Raw genomic sequence first — 18,830 nt, forward strand, 5'->3', positions numbered from 1 at the left:
CCCCAACTAAGCAGCAGTGCTATCTACACACCCGCCGCCACGCTATTCGCGCTGCGGAGTGCGGGGTAGCTAGAACTTCACGCAGATAGTTACGCGGCATTAACCGCCACGGGGTGCGCGCGGGATGCACGCGCACAGCAATACCTAGGTGCCGGGCCCACAGCGTTGTGCGCAGGACATGAAAATCATTGGTCACCACCTGCAAAACGGCGTGCGGGGCCAAGCGGTGTGCATTTTCCAGGTTCTCATTGGTACTCGTGGCGTCTGGCTCCACCACTACTCGCTCAGCAGGTACGCCGCGCTCAATAAGATAAGTGGCCATCGGACCTGCCTCGCCGCGACCAGAGACAATAATCTGCTGGCCATGATAAAGGGCCAGCGCTTTATCCAGACGCGAACGCAACATAGCGCCGGGATAGCCGTGGGTTACGCAGGAACCCAACACGAGGAGCGGGTCAGACATGGATACCAGCATAGACTCGCCACACCTTGACAGAAAGATAGAAAAGGCCTTAGGTTTAACTCGAGCATGCAATCGATTGCACCCCGTAGGGCCAGACGATGGCTCATACGCCTTAAAACCCAAGGAGGTCAGCATGGCCGGAACCACCCTTAAAGACGTGGCCGCTGCTGCTGGAGTATCCATTTCTACCGCGTCCCGCTCACTCTCGGGCAACCCTGCTATCTCTGAATCCACGCGCCAACGTGTCAAGGACACGGCCGTCAAGCTGAACTATAGGCCCAACGCCCAGGCCCGCGCCTTGCGTAGCTCTCGGTCGAATGCCATCGGCCTAGTCATCCCCAGCCTGGATAATGCCTATTTCGCCGCGATGGCGGCAGCCGTTGAAGAGGCCGCCGATAAACAGGGTCTAGCCACAATGATTACCAGTTGCGGCGAGGAACCACAGGGGCTAGTCAAGGCCCTCGATGCCCTCATGGAACGCCAGGTGGACGGAATTATCGCCGTACCGCTCGAAGGTGCCGAAGAAGCGCTCGAGCAGGCGCGCACCTACCGGCCGCTCGTGCTCATTGACCGGACCCTGAGCCAGATTCCCGCAGTGCTATCAGATCCACACAAGGGAATCGAACAGGCCGTGGAACAGCTCAAGGAGAAGGGGCACACGCATATCGGCTACCTGTCCGGCCCGCAGGAAACCTCCACCGGCCGGCAGCGACTCGAAGCATTCAAGGCCGCCACGCGTGGGATGCCTACCCACATCCACCACGGCAGCTACCGCCACCGCGAAGGTTATAAGGGAGCCATCGCGCTCCTGCAGGAGGGCGTCACCGCGCTTATTGCCGGCGATTCCATGATGACTGCCGGTGCACTAGAGGCCTGCCATAATGCGGGTAAGCGCATCGGAGAAGAGATCGCGCTCGTGGGCTTCGATGATTTTATCTACCTGCGCTTTCAGCCCTCCCCCATCTCGGTAGTGGACCAGGATGTTGCACGGATGGGCGAGACCGCCACGGCTAAGCTCATCGCGGCCATTAACGAAAAGCGCCAGCCAGAAGGCGAAGTGCTAGACACCCGCTACATCCCACGCATGTCCACCGCCCACCACCTCAATGAGGCCACGCCATGAGTGACCACGTATTGCGCTTAGAAAGCGTAACCAAATCCTTTGGCCAGGTAGAAGTCATTAAAGGCGTGGATCTCACCGTCCGCCGGGGTCAGGTCCAAGCCTTGCTGGGTGAAAACGGCGCCGGAAAATCCACGCTCATCAAGATGATTGCCGGTGTCCACCAACCAGATTCCGGCCGCATTGTGGTGGATGGCGCAGAGGTTAAAATCCCCGACACCAAGGCCTCCGAGGCGCTGGGCATCGCCACCATCCACCAAGAGCTCAACCTCGTTCCCACCATGTCGGTGGCCGAGAACATCATGCTCGGGCGCACCCCGCGCCGCTTCGGGTTGGTCAACCACAAACACCTCAAGGCACAGGCCCAAGCCGCGCTGCATCTCATCGGCTTGGACGTGGACCTGGATATGCCGGTGGGTGAGCTCGGCGTCGCCAAGCAGCAGCTCGTAGAAATCGCAAAGGCGCTGTCCATGAATGCGCGAATTCTTATCCTGGATGAGCCCACGGCTGCGCTCACCGGTAAGGAGGTCGATGCCCTCTTTGCCGTGCTTGAGGAGCTCAAGGCCAAGGGCGTGGCCATGATTTTTATCAGCCATCACTTGGAGGAACTAGCGCGAATTGCAGAGACCATTAGCGTGCTGCGCGATGGTTCTTTCATTGCCGAAGTCCCTGCCGATACGGACGAGGACGAGCTGGTCCGGCTCATGGTCGGCCGCGAGATTGAAAATCAATACCCGCGCAAGGTTCCCCCTGAACACGGCGAGGCCCTACTAGAAGTCTCCGAGCTGACTTCCGACGGCGCCTTTCACGACGTCACCTTCTCCGTCCATGCCGGCGAAGTCGTCGGCCTAGCCGGACTCGTGGGTGCTGGCCGTACCGAGGTCATTCGCGCCATCGCAGGCGCCGATCCTTACGATTCCGGCTCCATCCGCGTTGGCGGCACGCAGCTGCGCAGCGGCGATATACGCGCCGCCATCCGCGCCGGCGTGGGCCATATCCCGGAAGACCGCAAGTCCCAGGCGCTCGTCCTTGACGCCTCCGTGGGCGATAACCTGGGGTTTGCTACCCTCTACCCCACTGCCAAGGCAGGGCTTGCAGACCGCAGCGGCCAACGCCGCCGCGCCGGTGCGGTAGCGGAAAAGCTGCGCATCCGTATGGCCGATCTCTCGCAGCCCATCCGGAACTTATCCGGTGGCAACCAACAAAAGGCCGTCTTCGGCCGCTGGGTACTGGCCGGTTCCAAGGTCCTCCTGCTCGATGAACCCACCCGCGGCGTCGACGTCGGCGCCAAGGTGGAGATTTACAACATCATCAATGAGGTCACCGCTGCCGGCGGCGCCGTGCTCATGGCCTCCTCCGATCTACCCGAGGTGCTCGGCATGTCCGATCGCATCCTCGTCATGTCTGGTGGTCAACTCGCCGGCCAACTCCCCAAGGACTCCACCCAAGACGAGGTCATGGCCTTCGCCGTATCCAATGTGACCTCCGCTACTTCCGCCGCTGCTGCCGCACCTGCCGGAACTGACCCCAAGGATGAAGCTTGACCAAGAATCGAGTAGTTAACTGGGCGATGAATAATGGCGCACTAGTTGGCCTTATTGCCCTGTGCATCGCGCTGTTTATCGCCACCCCGTACTTTCTTACCGTGGCGAACCTGCTCAATATCGGCATCCAGGCCGCCACGGTGGCAATCTTGGCCTTCGGCATGACCTTTGTCATCGTCACCGCTGGCATCGACCTTTCGGTAGGTTCGGTCGCCGCGCTCGGTGCCATGGTCTCGGCCTATATGTTCTCCGCCGCTGGTCTACCTGGCTGGCTCACGTTGCTCATCGGCCTTATCGTAGGAGCGCTGGCCGGCGCCATCTGCGGCATGGCCACCGCGTGGGGCAAGATTCCGTCCTTCATCGCAACGCTGGCCATGATGTCCATCGCCCGCGGACTTACCCTGGTCATCTCCCAAGGCTCGCCCATTGAAACCGCCCCAGCCGTCAACGCCTTTGGCGGCGATATCGCGGGCTTCCCAGTGCCAATCATCATGATGGTCATCGCCGGGCTCATGTGCTGGTTCATCCTAGAGCGCACGGTACTCGGCCGTTCCATGTACGCCATCGGCGGCAACCTCGAGGCCGCCCGTCTCTCGGGCCTGCCGGTCAAGCGCATCCAGATCGCCGTCTTCGCACTCTCCGGTTTCTTTGCCGCCTGGGCCGGCATGGTCATGGCAGGCCGCCTCGAATCTGCGCAACCTCAGGCCGGCACCGGCTATGAATTGGATGCCATCGCGGCCGTCGTCATCGGCGGCGCCTCGCTCTCCGGCGGCCAGGGCAAGGCCACCGGCACGCTGGTCGGCGCAATTCTTTTGGCCGTTATCCGCAACGGTCTGAATCTGCTCAATGTCTCCTCGTTCTGGCAGCAGATCGTCATTGGTTTGGTCATTGCGCTGGCCGTCGGCTTCGACGTTATCCGTAATAAGACGGCCAGCTAAGGAGCACCCACCATGAAGAAGCTCATCGCCACCCTTCTCGTGCCCGCCCTCGCGCTTGGCCTTGCCTCCTGCAATCGTTCGGAAGAAGACCGCAACCGCATCACGCTAGCGCTGTCGACACAGACCAACCCCTTCTTCATTGAGCTGCGCCACGGCGCACAAGATAAGGCCAAGGAGCTCGGCGTTCCGCTGGATATCCAAGACGCCTCCGATGACCCCGCCCAACAGGTCAATCAACTGGGCAATGCCACGTCGATGGGAGCCAAGGTCGTCGTGGTTAACCCCACCGATTCCGATGCCGTCGCCCCGGCCGTGCGCGGCATCAGGGATGACGGCGTGCCGGTTATCGGCGTGGACCGCGACGTCAACGGCGTAGAACTGGATTCCATGGTGGCCTCCGATAACGTCGCCGGCGGCGCACAGGCGGCGGATACCCTCGCCCACTCCATCGGGGAAAAGGGAGAGATACTTATCCTGCAGGGAACCGCCGGTACCTCCGCCTCGCGCGAGCGCGGCAAAGGCTTTGCAGAGCAGATTGCGAAGTACGGGGATATTCGGGTCGTCGGCAAGCAATCGGCGAATTTTGACCGTACGGAGGGCCTCAACGTTGCCACCAACCTGCTGCAAGCCAACCCCGATATCAAGGCGATCTTTGCAGAAAACGATGAAATGGCGCTCGGCGCGGTCGAAGCCTTGGGCTCGCGCGCCGGTACTGAGGTCAAGGTGGTGGCTTTTGACGGCACCTTCGATGGCCTCAAGGCGGTCAAAGATGGCAAGCTGGAAGCTACCATCGCCCAGCAGCCCGCAGAGCTCGGTGCCCGCGCCATCGAACAAGCCGCAGCGCTCCTGCACGGTGGCACGGCGGAGAAGAACGTCCCCGTCGAGGTCATCACCGTCACCCGCGACAATGTAGAGGATTTCCAATGAGCAAGCTAACCGTCGTCGGATCCATCAATGCCGATCTCATCGTCCACGCCGAGCGCCACCCGCAGCCCGGCGAGACCCTGCTGGGCTCCGGCGGCGAGATTTTAGCTGGAGGCAAGGGCGCCAATCAGGCAGTTGCGGCGGCGCAGCTGGGCGCCAACGTGGCTTTTGTGGGCGCGGTGGGCTCCGATCCTTATGCTGAGCCCGCCATGTACTATATGCGCACCTCCGGAATCGATCTGGGTGCTGTAGAGCAGGCCGATACCAATACCGGCCTCGCCGTCATTACCGTCTCGGCCGATGGCGAGAACACCATCGTCATCTCCCCCGGCGCCAATGCGCTTGTCGACGCCCCCTTTGTCACCGCCCGCGCCTCCACCATCGCCGATGCCGACGTGGTGCTCCTCCAAGGCGAGATCCCTGCCTCTGGTTTTCAGGCGGCAGTCGACGCTGCGCAAGGTCGCGTGGTGGTTAACCTCGCTCCGGTAGTCGAGGTCGACCGTGACTCGCTTCTGCAGGCCGATCCCCTGCTGGCCAACGAACACGAAGCGGGGCTCATCTTGGACCAGCTCGGCCTACCTGCAGACGGCGCCCCGCGCGAGCTCGCCCACCGCCTGGTAGAGGCCGGTTTCCGTTCCGTCGTGCTGACCCTTGGCGCCCACGGCGCCTACGTTGCTAACCCGGAAGGCGGCGCGGATATCCCCACCCCGCGCGTGACCGCCGTGGATACCACCGGCGCCGGCGATGCCTTCGCAGGTGCCTTTTGCGCCCAGCTCCTCGCTGGAGCCTCGCTTGTCGATGCCGCCACCTTCGCCGCCCGCGTCGGCGCCTTCGCCGCCACCGGTAACGGCGCGCAGCCCTCCTACCCCACGACCGCATCCACTTTGCCGGAGGTCACCAATGCGTAAGTCCGGTCTCCTTAATCCCGCGCTCGCCGGTGCCGTTGCGCGCCTTGGCCACACTGATACCTTTGTCATCGCCGATTGCGGCCTGCCCATTCCTCACGATGTTCCAGTCATCGACCTCACGCTTACCTTCGGCATCCCCACCTTTGCCGATACGCTGGCCGCCCTCCTCGACGAAGTCGTAGTCGAGGCCGCCACCATCGCCGATTCCACCCCGCCCGAGGTGCGCTCCCTGCTTCCCGCAGTACCGCTTACCGAGGTCTCCCACGATGACCTCAAACGCGAAGTTGCCCGCGCCTCCTTTGTCGTGCGCACCGGTTCCACCACGCCGTTTGCCAATGTCATCTTGCGCTCCGGCGTGCCCTTCTAGCGTTCGTCGACGTCACCGCGCAGAAGACAAGCACGCTTTGCCGAAACCTCCGCGGTTGTGGCTAAACGTGCTTGTTTTATTTACTTCTTTTCCTAAGAGCTACTCTCCCAGCAGCTTGTCGCGCAGGTTCTTATCCTTCTGCTCGACTTCCTCGGCCATCTGCTTTTGGTAATCCACCATCTTGTCCTGTATAGCGGGGTCACCTGCCCCGAGAATGCGCGCAGCAAGCAGGCCGGCGTTTTTTGCACCGCCGATAGAAACGGTGGCGACCGGCACACCGCTAGGCATCTGCACGATGGAAAGAAGAGAGTCGAGGCCATCGAGCTCCTTCAAAGCGCGCGGGATGCCGATGACTGGCAGCGGCGTGGCCGCTGCAACCATGCCGGGCAAATGCGCGGCGCCACCGGCACAGGCGATAATCGCTTTCAGGCCGCGGGTATGGGCTTCTTTTGCGTATGCGAGCATCTTTTCTGGGGTGCGGTGAGCGCTGACCACGCCAACTTCGAAGGGGATGCCAAAGTCTGCGAGGACCTGGGCGGCGGGTTCAACGGTGGGCCAATCAGAATCAGAACCCATGATGATGCCTACGTGTGGTTGCATGCTGTCCTTTCTACAAGCAGAGTTTTATGCCCATTCGGCGTGCACGAGGTAGTGCGCTGCCTGGCGGGCGATGGTCAGGGTCTCGTCGGTGTCCTCACCGGTAACGTTGACGTGGCCAATCTTGCGGCCAGGGCGGTGGTCCTTGCCGTAGAGGTGAATCTTGGCCTGCGGGTAACGCTTCATTACTTCACGAACGCGCTCCGGCATGGGCATGGCAGGATCTTCGTCGGTTCCCAAGACATTGGCCATGACGGTGACGGGGGCAAGCGCATCGACCGCACCTAGCGGGAGGTCGAGCACGGCGCGCAGGTGCTGCTCAAACTGGGAAGTAACACAGCCGTCCTGAGTCCAGTGACCGGTGTTATGCGGACGCATGGCCAGTTCATTGACGGAGATGTCCTCGCCCTCGGGGCCGTCAAAGGCAAAGAGTTCTACGGCGAGCACGCCGGTCACGCCCAAGGACTCGGCAATAGATAGTCCCAGCTCGGAAGCGCGCTGGGAAAGTTCCGGGGTAAGGCCGGGGGCGGGCGCGATGGCCTCGGCACAGATGCCGTTTTCCTGGCGGGATTGGGTAATCGGCCACACCTTGGCCTCACCGGAGGGGCGGCGGGCAACGAGGATGGAAAGCTCGCGGGTCAGGTCCACCTTTTCCTCAGCCATGAGAGGGGTACCGGCCTCGAGCAGCTCGGAAACCAGCTCAAAGCAATTATCGGCGGTGGGGAACCACACGCCCTTGCCGTCGTAGCCACCGCGGCGAGCCTTGAGGCAGACGCGACCATCGACGGCGTCGAAGAAGGCGCGGGCATCGGCCACCGAATCGATTGCAGCAAAGCGCGGCACGGGTGCTCCGAATGCGGCGAGCTTTTCGCGCATCTTTAGCTTGTCCTGCGCGTAAATGAGGGCGGTGGGCTGAGGTTGGACGTTAAATCCGGCGTCGATAAGCGCGGTGGAGTGTTCATTGGGCACGTGCTCGTGCTCGAAAGTGATGGCATCCGCGCCCTCGGCCACGCCGCGCAGCTCCTCCAGGGAGGTATAGTCCCCCAGCACCACGTCCGGGGTGACCTGCGCCGCGGAAGAATCCGGCTTGCTGGCTAGAATCCGCAGGTGAATATCGAGCTCCGCGGCGGCCGGCTGCATCATGCGGGCCAGCTGGCCGTCGCCACAAACAGTTACAATAGGCTTTAAGTCACTCACGTCCCCCAATACTAGCCTGGATACTATGTTCACTCGTCATACCATCTTCCAAAATTCACTCATGACCGCTTTGCTTGATGGCATTTATGACGGCGAAATGACCATTTCAGAGCTGCTAGGTAAGGGAAACTTCGGCTTGGGCACCTTCGATGGCCTCGACGGTGAGATGATCATTTTGGACGGCACCTGCTACCAACTGCGGGGCGATGGTTCCGCACAAATTGCAGATTTGGATCAGCGCACCCCCTATGCGGTAGCCACCAATTTTGTTCCTCGCATTACTGCCGACGCCCCCGCGGGCCTGCGCCGCGATCAGCTCTCCGCCTTTATCGATAGGCTCAAGCCTTCCGCCAACTACATGTATGCGGTGCGCATCGTGGGCACTTTTAAGGAGGTCACCACCCGCACGGTGGTCAAGCAGGAAAAGCCCTACCCACCGATGTCAGAGGCCGTCGGCGGAGATAAAGAGCTGCACTTTCAGAACGTCGAAGGAGTCATCGGCGGCTTCCGCACCCCCGTTTATGAAAAAGGAATTTCGGTGCCAGGCTGTCACGTGCACTTTATCGACGCCGCCCGCACCTCCGGTGGGCACGTTTTGGACTACGTAGTAGATAAGGCAACGGTTGAGCTTTGCCCCGCCTCTGATTTAGAGCTGCGCCTGCCGCTGACGCAGGAATTTAGCCGCGCCAACCTCTCGCCGGAGGACCTGGATAGCCAGCTGCACACCACTGAGGTTAAAACCAAGGGCGATCATTAATAATCTCAGCCACGCGCTTGGGCTTAGCCACATTAGGGAAATACATGGCGCGGTCCCAACCATGGATGGCTAGAGACACTCCGCCGCGTCGTTTTCGAGCACCGCGAATATCCTGCAGCGGAATCGAATCGATAGTGCGCCCCTCGCGCGCGATGACGCGCCTATTGGTCACTATGAAGCGCTTGCGACGGGCCTTATAAAGCGGGATGACAAAGCGCCAGATTCCCAACAGCGCCCACACCGCGACCAGTCCATTGCGCAGCATCGGGTCTACTGCTTGGACATCGCACCAACCGATGGCAATCCACAGTAGACCGGTAATGAGGATGAGCTCGAGAAAAGGGAAAATCAATGCGCGAAAAGGCGCGGAGACATCTGCGCGCTTGATCTCGCCTTGGCCCATCTTCATTAATCCCATAGCTATGGATGCTACCTCCCGTGTCTCTTGTGCGGTCTACTGCTGTGGGCGCAGATGCGTGACATCGCCCGCGGAATAGTACTCACCAGCGACCATGATGCGGCCGTCCTCGCCGATTTCATCCACGTGCCCAATAACATCGCCGGATGGAGTTTCTAGGCGCACCTGTTGTCCCAGTGAGGAACACACCGCACGGTAATCGCGCAGGAGCTGCGGATCGTGGTTCTCCCACTGCACAATACGACGGCGCAGGTTCTTCAGCACGTTAATGGCGAGCTCGGTGCGGTCGGTATCGCGGCCTTCGAGCGCGAGCGAGGTGGCCTTTTCAATCGGCAGGTCCTCGCGGGTCAAGGTGACATTGATGCCCATTCCTACGACAACGCGCGCGGAAGGTGCGGCACCGCCCACGGCTTTATTGAGCTCCGCCTTATTGACTTCGGTTTTATTTACTTCCGCCTTGTTGACCTCAGCCTTATTAAGTTCAGCCTTGCCCACTTCCACCTTGGTGAGCTCGGTCTTTGGCGCGGCTTTGAAAGCCTGGCCCACGGGTCCAGCCTCAGCGAGGATGCCGCACAGCTTATTGCCATCGATATGCACATCATTCGGCCACTTGAGCACGGTGCCCTCGATGGAATCGGTGACCGCCAAGCCCGCGGCCAGAGGTAGGGTGCCCAAGTGATCGAGAGATTCCGGCAGCAAAAGCACAGAGAAAATGACTTGCGAACCGGCCGGCGCGGTCCAAGAGCGGCCAAGACGTCCCTTGCCGGAAAGTTGTTCGTCGGCAAGCAGCACAGTGCCATCCGCAACGTTGGTGGCCTGCATCAAATCGGTATTGGTGGAGCCGGTCTTTTCCACGAAATCGATGGTGGTGAAATCATCGGCCAATGCGGTGCGAATGCGTTCCAAATCAAGTGCAGTCATAAGCCTTAAGGATACCGGCCACCAATGGTGCTAGTGTGTTGCGCATGGCAAAGGTCACTTTTGAAAAGGTCAACATCACCTACCCCGGCGCGAGCGCGCCCACGGTAAAAGACTTGAACCTCGAAATCGCGGACGGCGAGTTTCTGGTGCTCGTTGGTCCTTCGGGCTGCGGTAAATCCACGACGCTGCGCGCACTGGCGGGATTAGAGCCGACATCGAGCGGCCGCATCACCATTGATGGCAAGGACGTGACCGACTTAGAGCCAGGCGATCGCGATATCGCCATGGTCTTCCAGAATTATGCGCTTTACCCACACCTGACAGTAGAACAAAACATGGGCTTTGCTTTGAAGCTGGCGAAGTTGCCCAAGGCCGACATCAAGGCCAAGGTGCACGCAGCTGCGGAGACGCTCGGTCTGACCGAGTACCTCAAGCGCAAGCCCAAGGACCTTTCCGGTGGCCAGCGCCAGCGCGTGGCCATGGGCCGCGCCATTGTGCGCGAGCCGAAGGCCTTCCTCATGGATGAGCCACTATCCAACCTGGATGCCAAGCTGCGCGTTCAGACCCGCGCCGAGTTGGCCAGCCTGCAGCAGCGACTGGGTACGACGACGGTATACGTCACCCACGACCAGGTAGAGGCGATGACCATGGGTGACCGCGTAGCGGTGCTCAAAGACGGCGAACTGCAGCAAGTGGCTCCGCCGCGCGAGCTTTATGACGCCCCCGCAAACGAATTCGTCGCCGGCTTCATCGGCTCACCAGCCATGAATATCTTTGACTACAACGGTGGCCGCGTAGGAGTGCGCCCAGAAAAGATGTTTATCAACAAGGGCCCAGTGGGTTTCCAGGGCGTGGTGGACATTGTGGAAGAGCTGGGCGCCGAGTCCTATGTCTACGTCACCGTGGGCGAAAACCGCTTTGTTGCTCGCGCCGAAGGTACCCCACCACAGCGCGGCGAAGATGTCGTACTGACATTCAACCCGCGCGAAGCACTCCGCTTTGACCCGGAAACGGGGCGCCGTATCTCACAGGACTAGCCCCGCGGAGGACACTGGGTCACAGTGCCGCGGGTACGTAGTCCAACCGCCCGCTGCCCCTTTACTACCCCCATTTAGAGTTAAATAGGTCAAAATTATCCACCTTCCGGTTTCCGTATTTTAGGTTTAAAGAACCGAAAGTTTTCCGAAAGGTGAATTCCATGAAGAGATTCCTGCTTCGCACCACCGTTGCGACTACTGCAGTTTTGGCTCTGGCCGGCTGCTCTTCGTCCTCCTCCGATTCCGCTGCGGGCGGTTCCTCCGAAGGCGGGGCGGATGCGCACGGCCCCATCACTTTTGCCATGGGCAAAAATGACACGGACAAGGTGACCCCCATCATCGAAAAGTGGAACGAGCAGCACCCAGACGAGAAGGTCACACTCAAGGAGCTGGCCGGCGAGGCTGACGCCCAGCGCGAGACCCTCGTGCAGTCCTTGCAGGCGGGCAGCGATGACTACGATGTCATGGCGCTGGACGTCGTGTGGACCGCGGAGTTCGCTGCCAACCAGTGGCTCCAGCCGCTCAATGGTGATTTTGAAACCAATACGAATGAGCTACTGCCAGCCACCGTAGAGTCCGCCACCTATAACGACGTCCTCTACGCGCTGCCGCAAAACACCAATGGTCAGCTGCTTTTCCGCAATACCAAGCTCGCGGATAAGGCTCCCGAGAAGTTCGCAGATCTCAAATCTGCATGTAAGGCGCTGGAAGAGGGCAAGAACTGCCTGACCACCCAGCTCAAGCAGTATGAAGGCCTTGCGCTCAATACCGCTGACTTCATGGAAGGCTGGGGCGGCTCTGTCTTGGATAAGGACGGCAATATCACCGTGGATTCCGAGGAAGCCAAAGACGGCCTTCAGGCCATGGTGGATGCGTACAAGGAGGAAACCATCTCCAAGGACTCCACCGCCGCCACCGAGGAAGAAACCAATATGGCCTTCACCGAAGGCAAGACCGCCTTCGCCGTGAACTGGCCATATATGTACTCCAATGCGGTTGATGCCGGCGTCGACGTCGAGGTCCAGGCCCCACTGGGCAAGGACGGCGTAGGCGTTTCCACGCTGGGTGGCTACAACAACGGTATCAATATCAACTCCAAGAATAAGGGCACTGCGCTCGACTTTATGAAGTTCATCATCAACGAGGACAACCAGAAGTCCTTCGCGGAGCAGTCCTTCCCACCGGTCTTGGCCTCCATCTACGATGACCCGCAGCTACAGCAGGAGTTCCCATACCTGCCGGCGCTCAAGGAGTCCTTGGAGAACGCGGCACCGCGCCCGGTTTCCCCGTTCTACTCGGCGATTTCTAAGGCCATCCAGGACAATGCCTACGCTGCATTGACGGATGACAAGTCGGTCGATGATGCCACCGCCGATATGAAGGCGGCCATCGAATCGGCTTCCCAGGGTTAAATTCCCAATCCGGGTGAGGTAGGCGGGCATACCGCCGCCTCACCCTTTGTGGTTTTCACTCCCCTATTGGGGATAGAATCTAGCCAATAGACAGCATTTCTTTAACAGAAAGGCGGACCAGCGTGGCTATAGCTTCGCCGACTGCGTCCAAGGGGACGCCGAAAGGGGCGTCGGCAAGAGCGTCGAAACCCCAGCGCAAAAATTACGGGCGCGTGGCCGGGCTGATTGCTCCGGCGCTCATCGTGCTCGCCGTCATCATCGGCTACCCCATCATCCGCGCCATCTTCCTGTCCTTCCAAGGCAATAGGCACCTCAACCCGCAGACGGGACTTTTTGAGGAAGGCGGTTTTGCCGGGCTGGAAAATTACCTGTACTGGATCAATAACCGATGCGTTTCCGGTACCGGCCAGATTTCCACCTGCCCACCGGGGGTTATCGCCACAGATTTCTGGCCCGCAGTCAAGATTACGCTCTTTTTCACCGTCGTTACCGTGCTGCTGGAGACCATCCTGGGTATGCTGATGGCTCTCATCATGAACGGTGAGTACCGCGGCCGCGGCCTAGTTCGTGCGGCGGTACTTATCCCCTGGGCCATTCCAACGGCCGTCACAGCCAAGCTATGGCAGTTCATGTTTGCCCCGGATGGCATCGTCAACTCGCTGCTTGGTGCACAGATCGCCTGGACCACGGACCCGTTCTATGCCCGCCTGGCCGTCATCATCGCGGATGTGTGGAAGACCGCCCCGTTTATGGCACTGCTTATCCTGGCGGGCCTGCAGATGATTCCCAAGGACGTCTACGATGCCGCACGCGTGGACGGCGCTAATCGTATCCAAACGTTTTTCCGCATCACCCTCCCGCTGGTGCGCCCGGCGCTCATGGTGGCCGTACTCTTCCGCACCCTGGACGCACTGCGCATGTATGACCTGCCGGTCATCATGATTTCTAGCTCCTCCAACTCCCCTACCGCGACCATCTCGCAGCTGGTGGTGGAGGATATGCGCCAAGGCAACTTCAATTCCGCCTCCGCGCTCTCCACCCTCATTTTCCTTCTTATCTTCGTCGTCGCCTTTATCCTCATTCGCTTCCTTGGTGCGGATGTCTCCGGCAGGAAGGCAGCTAAATAATGCGTAAATTCGGACACTTCGCCGGCATCATTTTCATCATGTTCTGGGGCCTCGCTCCCTTCTACTGGATGCTGGTAACCGCGCTGCGGGATCAGCGATTCACCTTTGATACCACGCCATGGCCTACCCATGTCACGCTGGATAATTTCCGCGATGCCTTGGCTACCGATAAGGGAAATGACTTCCTTGCCGCGCTCGGTAACTCGCTTCTCATCTCACTGATTACCACCGCGGTGGCCGTGCTCATCGGTGTCTTTACCGCCTATGCGCTCTCCCGTTATGACTTTCCTGGCAAGGGAATCGTGACCGGCATTATTCTGGCCGCCTCCATGTTCCCGGCGATTGCCTTGGTCACCCCGCTCTTCCAGCTCTTTGGCAACCTGGAGTGGATTGGTACCTACCGCGCAATGATCATCCCCAATATTTCCTTTGCGCTTCCTCTCACGGTCTATACGCTGCTGAGCTTCTTCCGCCAACTTCCCTGGGAACTGGAAGAAGCAGCCCGGGTAGATGGAGCCTCGCGTTCTCAAGCTTTCCGTTTGGTGCTATTGCCACTGGCGGCGCCAGCGCTGTTTACCACCGCGATCATCGCCTTTATCACCACGTGGAATGAGTTCATGCTGGCCAAGCAGCTCTCCACCACCGATACTGAGCCGGTAACCGTGGCCATTGCACGCTTCTCCGGCCCCTCCGCCTTTGAGTACCCCTATGCCGCGACCATGGCCGCTGGCGCGCTGGTTACCATCCCACTGGTCATCATGGTGCTTATCTTCCAGCACCGCATCGTCGCTGGCCTGACCGCAGGTGGTGTCAAGGCCTAATGCGCATGGCCATGCTGTGGGATACCGCGCTGGGCTTCCTTGGTTTCTTCAGCATCCTCGCGGTTATTCAGGCCATCATCAACCTCTTTCACGACTCCCCCGCCATCTGGCCCGGTCTCGTGGCCGGAGTACTGTGCCTTCTTACCTACCTAACCTGGCGGGCCAAAAGAAAGGACCTTTCATGAGCTGGTACCACAATGCAGTCTTCTACCAGGCCCTCGTCGGCTCGTTTAAGGCCGATGGTGATAAGGAGGTAGGAACGCTGCGCGGGGTCATCGATAAGCTGGACTACCTTCAATGGCTCGGCGTGGACTGCCTGTGGCTTTCGCCGTTTTATGCCAGCCCCTTGCGCGATGATGGCTACGATATTGCGGACTACTACTCCATCCACCCAGATTATGGCACGATGGAGGATTTTGAAGAGCTCATTGCGGAGCTGCACCGCCGCGGCATGCGCATTATGACGGACTTGGCGCTCAACCACACCAGCTCCGATCACCCATGGTTCCAGGCCTCCCGCACGGATCCCACAGGCCCCTATGGCGATTTCTACGTCTGGGGCGATGACCCGGAGCGCTACCCCGAAATCCGCGTCATTTTCACTGACGTGGAGACTTCCAACTGGACTTGGGATGACAAGCGCGGCCAGTACTACTTCCACCGCTTTTATTCCCACCAGCCGGATTTGAACTACGATAACCCGGCCGTGCAGGAGGAAGTATTCAAAATTTTGTCTTTCTGGATGGACAAGGGCTTGGACGGTCTGCGCCTCGATGCTATTGCTTATCTCTTTGAACGCGATGGTATAGGCGGCGAATCCTTGCCGGAGACCATCGAGTTTGTGGAAAAGATTCGCTCCTTCATGGACGCGCACTACCCGGATGCCGTGCTCATCGCGGAGGCCAACCAGCCGCCGGCCGAAACCATGCAATTCTACGGCCAGGGCGAGCGCTTCCACATGGTCTTCAACTTTCCGGTCATGCCGCGGTTGTATCAGGCTTTGGCGCTTGGCGACGCCACCCCGGTCTACTCCATCCTCGACGAACTGCCTTCCCTACCGGAAGGCTGCCAGTGGGGTACCTTCCTGCGCAACCACGATGAGCTCACCTTGGAAATGGTGGACGATACCGTGCGAGATCTGATGTACCAGGAGTACCTGCCAGAAGACAGTATGCGCGCGCACGTGGGTATTGCCCGCAGGCTTATGCCACTGATGAACGGCGACCGCCGCAAGGTGGAGCTGATGTTCTCCCTATTGATGACCCTGCCGGGCGCACCGTTTATCTACTACGGCGATGAGATTGGCATGCTCGATGACACGACACTTCCGGACCGCTATGCGGTCCGCACCCCCATGCAGTGGGACGATTCCGAACACGCCGGTTTCAGCATCAATGCGCCGTCCCGGCTGCCGGTTGTAGGCGGAACGTCTGTGGCCGCCCAGATTGAAGACGCCGCCTCGTTGCTCAATACTGTGCGCTCCATGATCGCCGAGCGCCATGCCCACTCTGATCTCGGTACCGCGCCGTGTGAGCCGGTTGAGACCGGCGAAGAGGCCGTCCTTGGTTACCAACGCGGCGATCTGCTGTGCCTGCACAATTTCAGCGATCGCTCCATCGATCTCGGACCGGTGGAGCTTGGCCCTTATGGCTACGCTTGGCTACCTGCCTAACCCCTGTCCTCTCGACTCAAGCTTCCGAAAGCGCCTAGCCGAAAGAAAAGCGCCTCGCCAGTCCTTTCAGATTGGCGAGGCGCTTCCTTAATGGGGTGGATTAGTTCCACTCAGGGGCGTCTTCCAAGCGCAGCTCAGAGTAGCGCGCTTCTGGCACGGAGGCCGAGTACGGCTTGCCCTGGGCTTCCCACTGCTGGTCAGAGTTGCAACGAACGTCCTGACCGTCAGTATCGAGCATGGTAAAGCCCCACACCAGCTTGCCCTGCGAATTCGCTGGCAGGGTGTACGGACCAACCACCTGGTTTAGCTTCCAGTGCTGCTCACTGACGTAGTTGAAGCCATAGGTCTTGGTCAACACCTTGGCCAGATCACCGGTACCCTCAACGGAGCCGGAGACCTCGATGGTCTGGGTGCGGGCCTTGGTGACGGTGTGCTTGACCGGCACTTCTTCGTCGTTGCGGTTGGCCACGCTGGTAGCATCAGTCTGTTTAAACCAGCGGCGCTTTGCGGTGACGTAGGTGCCGTTTTCACCCGGTGTCGAGCAATGCGTGCCCGGCTTATAATCGTCGTTCCAGCGCTGGGGCAGCTCGAAGTCCCCACCGAAATCAGCGGCGTGGGCAACAGGAGCGGCCACCAGGCTCAGCGCCGCAAGGGCGCTGGCGATGGACGTCTTGCTCATGTTTAGCCCCAATCGTTGTTATCGCGAGTGGAAACCTCGACGTGGCGTTCCTTCGGCAGAGAAGCCGTGAAGGTGCCGCCATTAGCCTGCCACTTGTGGTCGGAGCCACACACGGTCTTCTGACCTTCGAAATCAGAAACAACCCAACCGGCGCGCAGCACGGCAGTCTTGCCCGGAGCAATGTTGTACGGACCAACCTGCTCGCCTACCTCGTAGGACTGGCTATCGGTGTAGCTGGAAGAGAAGGTGAAATTAATGAGATCCAACAGCTTGAAATCGACGCCAGCAGACACGTTCCAAGTCTTTGTCTTGGTCTCCTTGATAGAACGGGTGACAGGCAATGGCTCATCGTTGTAGTTGGACACAGTCCAGGAACCGGCGGAGCCATCAAAATAGGTGCGCTTGATCTTTACGGTCTGGCCGGTGTCACCTGGGTTGGAGCAGCGCTCGCCGATGGTGGTCGGGTTAGCTGGGCCTAGGTCGCGCTGTGGTAGGGCGTTAGCGGCCGGAGCGAAGATCAGGCCGGAGGCAACGGCGAGAGCCGCGGTGGTAGAAGCAATCTTGGATTTGAACATGGAACTTTCTCCTTGTGTAGGTGTGGTGGGGTTTAGTAGATGGTCTGGGTCGGAACCGGCAGGTCGCGGAATTCGTCCGGAGTGACGTCCTCAGTACGGGTATTGCCGGCCTTATCGGTGATCTTGGCCTCTGCCCAGAACCCACTCGGGGCGGAGGTCTGCTTGTAGTTAGAGGTGAGGTCGTAGTTTCCGCTCTTGCCGCAGTGAATCTCGCGGTAGTTGATGCGGGTCATGGTGGTGCCATACTCCACGCGCACGCGCTCGCCTGGCTTGAGGTCAACGTGCTTGAGCTCGGTGCCGACCGGCATGTAGGCGCGCTTTACGGCACCGACGGACTCAAGCCAGCCCTTCGGAATATCGCCGCGGTTGCCCTGCCAGTTGGTGTACGGGGCGTGCTCGGCGCCAACAACGAAGTCAGTCACCGGGGCGAATTCATAATCGCCCTTAGACCAGTTGAGGAAGTCGGTGGAGTAGCCGGCCTTGCGGTAGGTCGGCTTTACAGCGGTGATGTCCAGCGGGTACCAGGAGGTATCGCCAGCTTCACACTTATCGCCTTCCTTTGGCCAGGATGGATCGCGCTGCAGTTCCGCGGCCGGCTGCATGATCTCATCCTTTTTAGGATCGGCAATCTTTTCTAGGCTCGGGCCGGATACGGAGGTGTAGTTACCCTCGATCGGCTTGGAGTTTGCCCCCGGAGAGCGGGAAGGAATTTCCATGGCCAGATCGGACACGGAGCCATCTGCCTTAATGATGTAGGCAAAGGCGTAACGCTCGGCCGGGCCCTTACCGCGGATGACGTTGGCACCCGGGATGTTTTCCAGGCGGTCATCATTGCAGCCCACGAACATGGAGATGAAGTCCTTTTCGATGACCCCGTACTCGACGCGGAAGGACTCACCCGGCTTCAGCTTCACTGGGCCGAAAGTTTCTTTATCGCGCCAACCATTGGTCATCTTCAGACCAATATCGGACTTGGCGGTGGTGTCCCAACCAGAAGGCAGCTTGGCCTTAGAATTGGCATCAATCTCGTGATTGGTACCGGTTTCTACCTCGGCGGTGTAGGGCACTTCTTGATTGGTGGTGTTTTTGAACTGCAGGGTGCCATCGCTCATGTAGCGGCGGCCGGTTTCTGCAAAGCGCCATTCGCGCTCGACATTGTCGCCAGCGGCACTGCAGCTCTTATAGAGGTTGGAAATGGGATATGCCTGCGGCATCGGGGGAATATCTCCCGCGTGCGCCACTGGCGTGAAGAGAGTCGCTACGGCGAGCGGTGCGAGCAAGCGCAGTCCCTTTTTAATCACCAGAAGACCGTCCTTAATAGATCGTTAAAAAACAGGGGAAACATTCATGAAG

20 protein-coding genes are annotated in these 18,830 nt (G+C 59.7%); 12 read left to right on the plus strand and 8 right to left on the minus strand.

What is annotated here, in order from left to right; translation table 11 throughout:
• Window positions 1-19: 19 nt before the first annotated feature.
• Complete coding sequence (locus tag WMP97_RS03730) at window positions 20-463, minus strand: YdcF family protein (protein ID WP_340439840.1); 444 nt, start codon at window positions 461-463, stop codon at window positions 20-22.
• A 133-nt stretch (window positions 464-596) separates the two neighbouring features.
• Here WMP97_RS03730 and WMP97_RS03735 point away from each other — a divergent pair, with 133 nt between their 5' ends.
• The 6 genes from WMP97_RS03735 to rbsD are packed head-to-tail and all read left to right on the plus strand — an operon-like array spanning window position 597 to window position 6,264.
• Window positions 597-1,586: a LacI family DNA-binding transcriptional regulator gene (locus WMP97_RS03735; protein ID WP_340439841.1), complete on the plus strand. Its 990-nt coding sequence runs from the start codon at window positions 597-599 to the stop codon at window positions 1,584-1,586.
• The gene (locus tag WMP97_RS03740) at window positions 1,583-3,127 is read left to right on the plus strand and encodes a sugar ABC transporter ATP-binding protein (RefSeq protein ID WP_301716086.1); all 1,545 of its coding nucleotides are present in this window, start codon (window positions 1,583-1,585) and stop codon (window positions 3,125-3,127) included. Before WMP97_RS03735 ends, WMP97_RS03740 begins: the two co-directional genes overlap by 4 nt.
• Window positions 3,124-4,065 (plus strand): ABC transporter permease, encoded by a 942-nt coding sequence (locus WMP97_RS03745; RefSeq protein WP_445293078.1) that lies wholly within the window; start codon window positions 3,124-3,126, stop codon window positions 4,063-4,065. Before WMP97_RS03740 ends, WMP97_RS03745 begins: the two co-directional genes overlap by 4 nt.
• 12 nt (window positions 4,066-4,077) lie before the next feature.
• Window positions 4,078-4,992, plus strand: a complete 915-nt coding sequence (locus WMP97_RS03750) for a substrate-binding domain-containing protein (protein ID WP_023027819.1) — start codon at window positions 4,078-4,080, stop codon at window positions 4,990-4,992.
• Window positions 4,989-5,897 carry a ribokinase gene (locus WMP97_RS03755; RefSeq protein WP_340439842.1) on the plus strand — a complete coding sequence of 303 codons (909 nt, stop codon included), beginning with the start codon at window positions 4,989-4,991 and terminating at the stop codon, window positions 5,895-5,897. The genes WMP97_RS03750 and WMP97_RS03755 overlap by 4 nt, the downstream gene beginning before the upstream one ends.
• Window positions 5,890-6,264, plus strand: a complete 375-nt coding sequence (gene rbsD, locus WMP97_RS03760; protein WP_086587921.1) for a D-ribose pyranase — start codon at window positions 5,890-5,892, stop codon at window positions 6,262-6,264. The genes WMP97_RS03755 and rbsD overlap by 8 nt, the downstream gene beginning before the upstream one ends.
• Window positions 6,265-6,363: 99 nt before the next feature.
• On the opposite strand, the gene purE is transcribed toward rbsD, so the two are convergent.
• Window positions 6,364-6,864: a 5-(carboxyamino)imidazole ribonucleotide mutase gene (gene purE, locus WMP97_RS03765; RefSeq protein WP_023027818.1), complete on the minus strand. Its 501-nt coding sequence runs from the start codon at window positions 6,862-6,864 to the stop codon at window positions 6,364-6,366.
• Between the two features lie 24 nt (window positions 6,865-6,888).
• Window positions 6,889-8,004 carry a 5-(carboxyamino)imidazole ribonucleotide synthase gene (locus WMP97_RS03770; protein ID WP_301732456.1) on the minus strand — a complete coding sequence of 372 codons (1,116 nt, stop codon included), beginning with the start codon at window positions 8,002-8,004 and terminating at the stop codon, window positions 6,889-6,891.
• A gap of 79 nt (window positions 8,005-8,083) precedes the next feature.
• Here WMP97_RS03770 and budA point away from each other — a divergent pair, with 79 nt between their 5' ends.
• Complete coding sequence (gene budA, locus WMP97_RS03775) at window positions 8,084-8,815, plus strand: acetolactate decarboxylase (protein WP_340439843.1); 732 nt, start codon at window positions 8,084-8,086, stop codon at window positions 8,813-8,815.
• Here budA and WMP97_RS03780 read toward each other — a convergent pair.
• Window positions 8,793-9,233 carry a hypothetical protein gene (locus WMP97_RS03780; RefSeq protein ID WP_023020710.1) on the minus strand — a complete coding sequence of 147 codons (441 nt, stop codon included), beginning with the start codon at window positions 9,231-9,233 and terminating at the stop codon, window positions 8,793-8,795. The two genes, budA and WMP97_RS03780, sit on opposite strands and share 23 nt — an antisense overlap.
• Before the next feature lie 36 nt (window positions 9,234-9,269).
• Entirely contained in the window at window positions 9,270-10,154 is an 885-nt protein-coding gene (locus WMP97_RS03785) for a biotin--[acetyl-CoA-carboxylase] ligase (protein ID WP_023020709.1), read from the minus strand.
• A gap of 44 nt (window positions 10,155-10,198) precedes the next feature.
• On the opposite strand from WMP97_RS03785, the gene WMP97_RS03790 reads away from it, so the two are divergent.
• From WMP97_RS03790 to WMP97_RS03810, 5 genes are all read left to right on the plus strand, one after another.
• The gene (locus WMP97_RS03790; protein WP_248099739.1) at window positions 10,199-11,191 is read left to right on the plus strand and encodes an ABC transporter ATP-binding protein; all 993 of its coding nucleotides are present in this window, start codon (window positions 10,199-10,201) and stop codon (window positions 11,189-11,191) included.
• Between the two features lie 161 nt (window positions 11,192-11,352).
• On the plus strand, window positions 11,353-12,603 hold the full coding sequence (locus tag WMP97_RS03795) for an ABC transporter substrate-binding protein (RefSeq protein WP_340439844.1): 1,251 nt from the start codon (window positions 11,353-11,355) through the stop codon (window positions 12,601-12,603).
• 122 nt (window positions 12,604-12,725) lie between these two features.
• Window positions 12,726-13,730 carry a carbohydrate ABC transporter permease gene (locus WMP97_RS03800; protein WP_445293056.1) on the plus strand — a complete coding sequence of 335 codons (1,005 nt, stop codon included), beginning with the start codon at window positions 12,726-12,728 and terminating at the stop codon, window positions 13,728-13,730.
• Complete coding sequence (locus tag WMP97_RS03805) at window positions 13,730-14,551, plus strand: carbohydrate ABC transporter permease (protein WP_023020705.1); 822 nt, start codon at window positions 13,730-13,732, stop codon at window positions 14,549-14,551. Before WMP97_RS03800 ends, WMP97_RS03805 begins: the two co-directional genes overlap by 1 nt.
• Before the next feature lie 181 nt (window positions 14,552-14,732).
• Entirely contained in the window at window positions 14,733-16,223 is a 1,491-nt protein-coding gene (locus tag WMP97_RS03810; RefSeq protein WP_301716093.1) for an alpha-amylase family protein, read from the plus strand.
• Window positions 16,224-16,323: 100 nt separating this feature from the next.
• Here WMP97_RS03810 and WMP97_RS03815 read toward each other — a convergent pair whose 3' ends face one another.
• From WMP97_RS03815 to WMP97_RS03825, 3 genes are read right to left on the minus strand one after another with little or no spacing between them, the layout of a single operon-like run.
• Window positions 16,324-16,902, minus strand: coding sequence for a hypothetical protein (locus tag WMP97_RS03815; RefSeq protein ID WP_023020702.1), 579 nt, complete (start codon window positions 16,900-16,902; stop codon window positions 16,324-16,326).
• A 2-nt stretch (window positions 16,903-16,904) separates the two neighbouring features.
• Complete coding sequence (locus WMP97_RS03820) at window positions 16,905-17,477, minus strand: hypothetical protein (protein ID WP_049383651.1); 573 nt, start codon at window positions 17,475-17,477, stop codon at window positions 16,905-16,907.
• 32 nt (window positions 17,478-17,509) lie between these two features.
• Window positions 17,510-18,778, minus strand: a complete 1,269-nt coding sequence (locus WMP97_RS03825) for a hypothetical protein (protein WP_023020700.1) — start codon at window positions 18,776-18,778, stop codon at window positions 17,510-17,512.
• Window positions 18,779-18,830 lie beyond the last annotated feature (52 nt).

The sequence above is a fragment of the Corynebacterium sp. KPL4072 genome (genome assembly GCF_037908395.1).
In the GTDB taxonomy this organism is placed as follows: domain Bacteria; phylum Actinomycetota; class Actinomycetes; order Mycobacteriales; family Mycobacteriaceae; genus Corynebacterium; species Corynebacterium kefirresidentii.

Coding starts and splice junctions, on each gene's coding strand:
- WMP97_RS03730 (WP_340439840.1), bottom strand. CDS start 463: ATGTCTGACCCGCTCCTCGTGTTGGGTTCCTGCGTAACCCACGGCTAT.
- WMP97_RS03735 (WP_340439841.1), top strand. CDS start 597: ATGGCCGGAACCACCCTTAAAGACGTGGCCGCTGCTGCTGGAGTATCC.
- WMP97_RS03740 (WP_301716086.1), top strand. CDS start 1,583: ATGAGTGACCACGTATTGCGCTTAGAAAGCGTAACCAAATCCTTTGGC.
- WMP97_RS03750 (WP_023027819.1), top strand. CDS start 4,078: ATGAAGAAGCTCATCGCCACCCTTCTCGTGCCCGCCCTCGCGCTTGGC.
- WMP97_RS03755 (WP_340439842.1), top strand. CDS start 4,989: ATGAGCAAGCTAACCGTCGTCGGATCCATCAATGCCGATCTCATCGTC.
- rbsD (WP_086587921.1), top strand. CDS start 5,890: ATGCGTAAGTCCGGTCTCCTTAATCCCGCGCTCGCCGGTGCCGTTGCG.
- purE (WP_023027818.1), bottom strand. CDS start 6,864: ATGCAACCACACGTAGGCATCATCATGGGTTCTGATTCTGATTGGCCC.
- WMP97_RS03770 (WP_301732456.1), bottom strand. CDS start 8,004: ATGATGCAGCCGGCCGCCGCGGAGCTCGATATTCACCTGCGGATTCTA.
- budA (WP_340439843.1), top strand. CDS start 8,084: ATGTTCACTCGTCATACCATCTTCCAAAATTCACTCATGACCGCTTTG.
- WMP97_RS03780 (WP_023020710.1), bottom strand. CDS start 9,233: ATGGGATTAATGAAGATGGGCCAAGGCGAGATCAAGCGCGCAGATGTC.
- WMP97_RS03785 (WP_023020709.1), bottom strand. CDS start 10,154: ATGACTGCACTTGATTTGGAACGCATTCGCACCGCATTGGCCGATGAT.
- WMP97_RS03790 (WP_248099739.1), top strand. CDS start 10,199: ATGGCAAAGGTCACTTTTGAAAAGGTCAACATCACCTACCCCGGCGCG.
- WMP97_RS03795 (WP_340439844.1), top strand. CDS start 11,353: ATGAAGAGATTCCTGCTTCGCACCACCGTTGCGACTACTGCAGTTTTG.
- WMP97_RS03805 (WP_023020705.1), top strand. CDS start 13,730: ATGCGTAAATTCGGACACTTCGCCGGCATCATTTTCATCATGTTCTGG.
- WMP97_RS03810 (WP_301716093.1), top strand. CDS start 14,733: ATGAGCTGGTACCACAATGCAGTCTTCTACCAGGCCCTCGTCGGCTCG.
- WMP97_RS03815 (WP_023020702.1), bottom strand. CDS start 16,902: ATGAGCAAGACGTCCATCGCCAGCGCCCTTGCGGCGCTGAGCCTGGTG.
- WMP97_RS03820 (WP_049383651.1), bottom strand. CDS start 17,477: ATGTTCAAATCCAAGATTGCTTCTACCACCGCGGCTCTCGCCGTTGCC.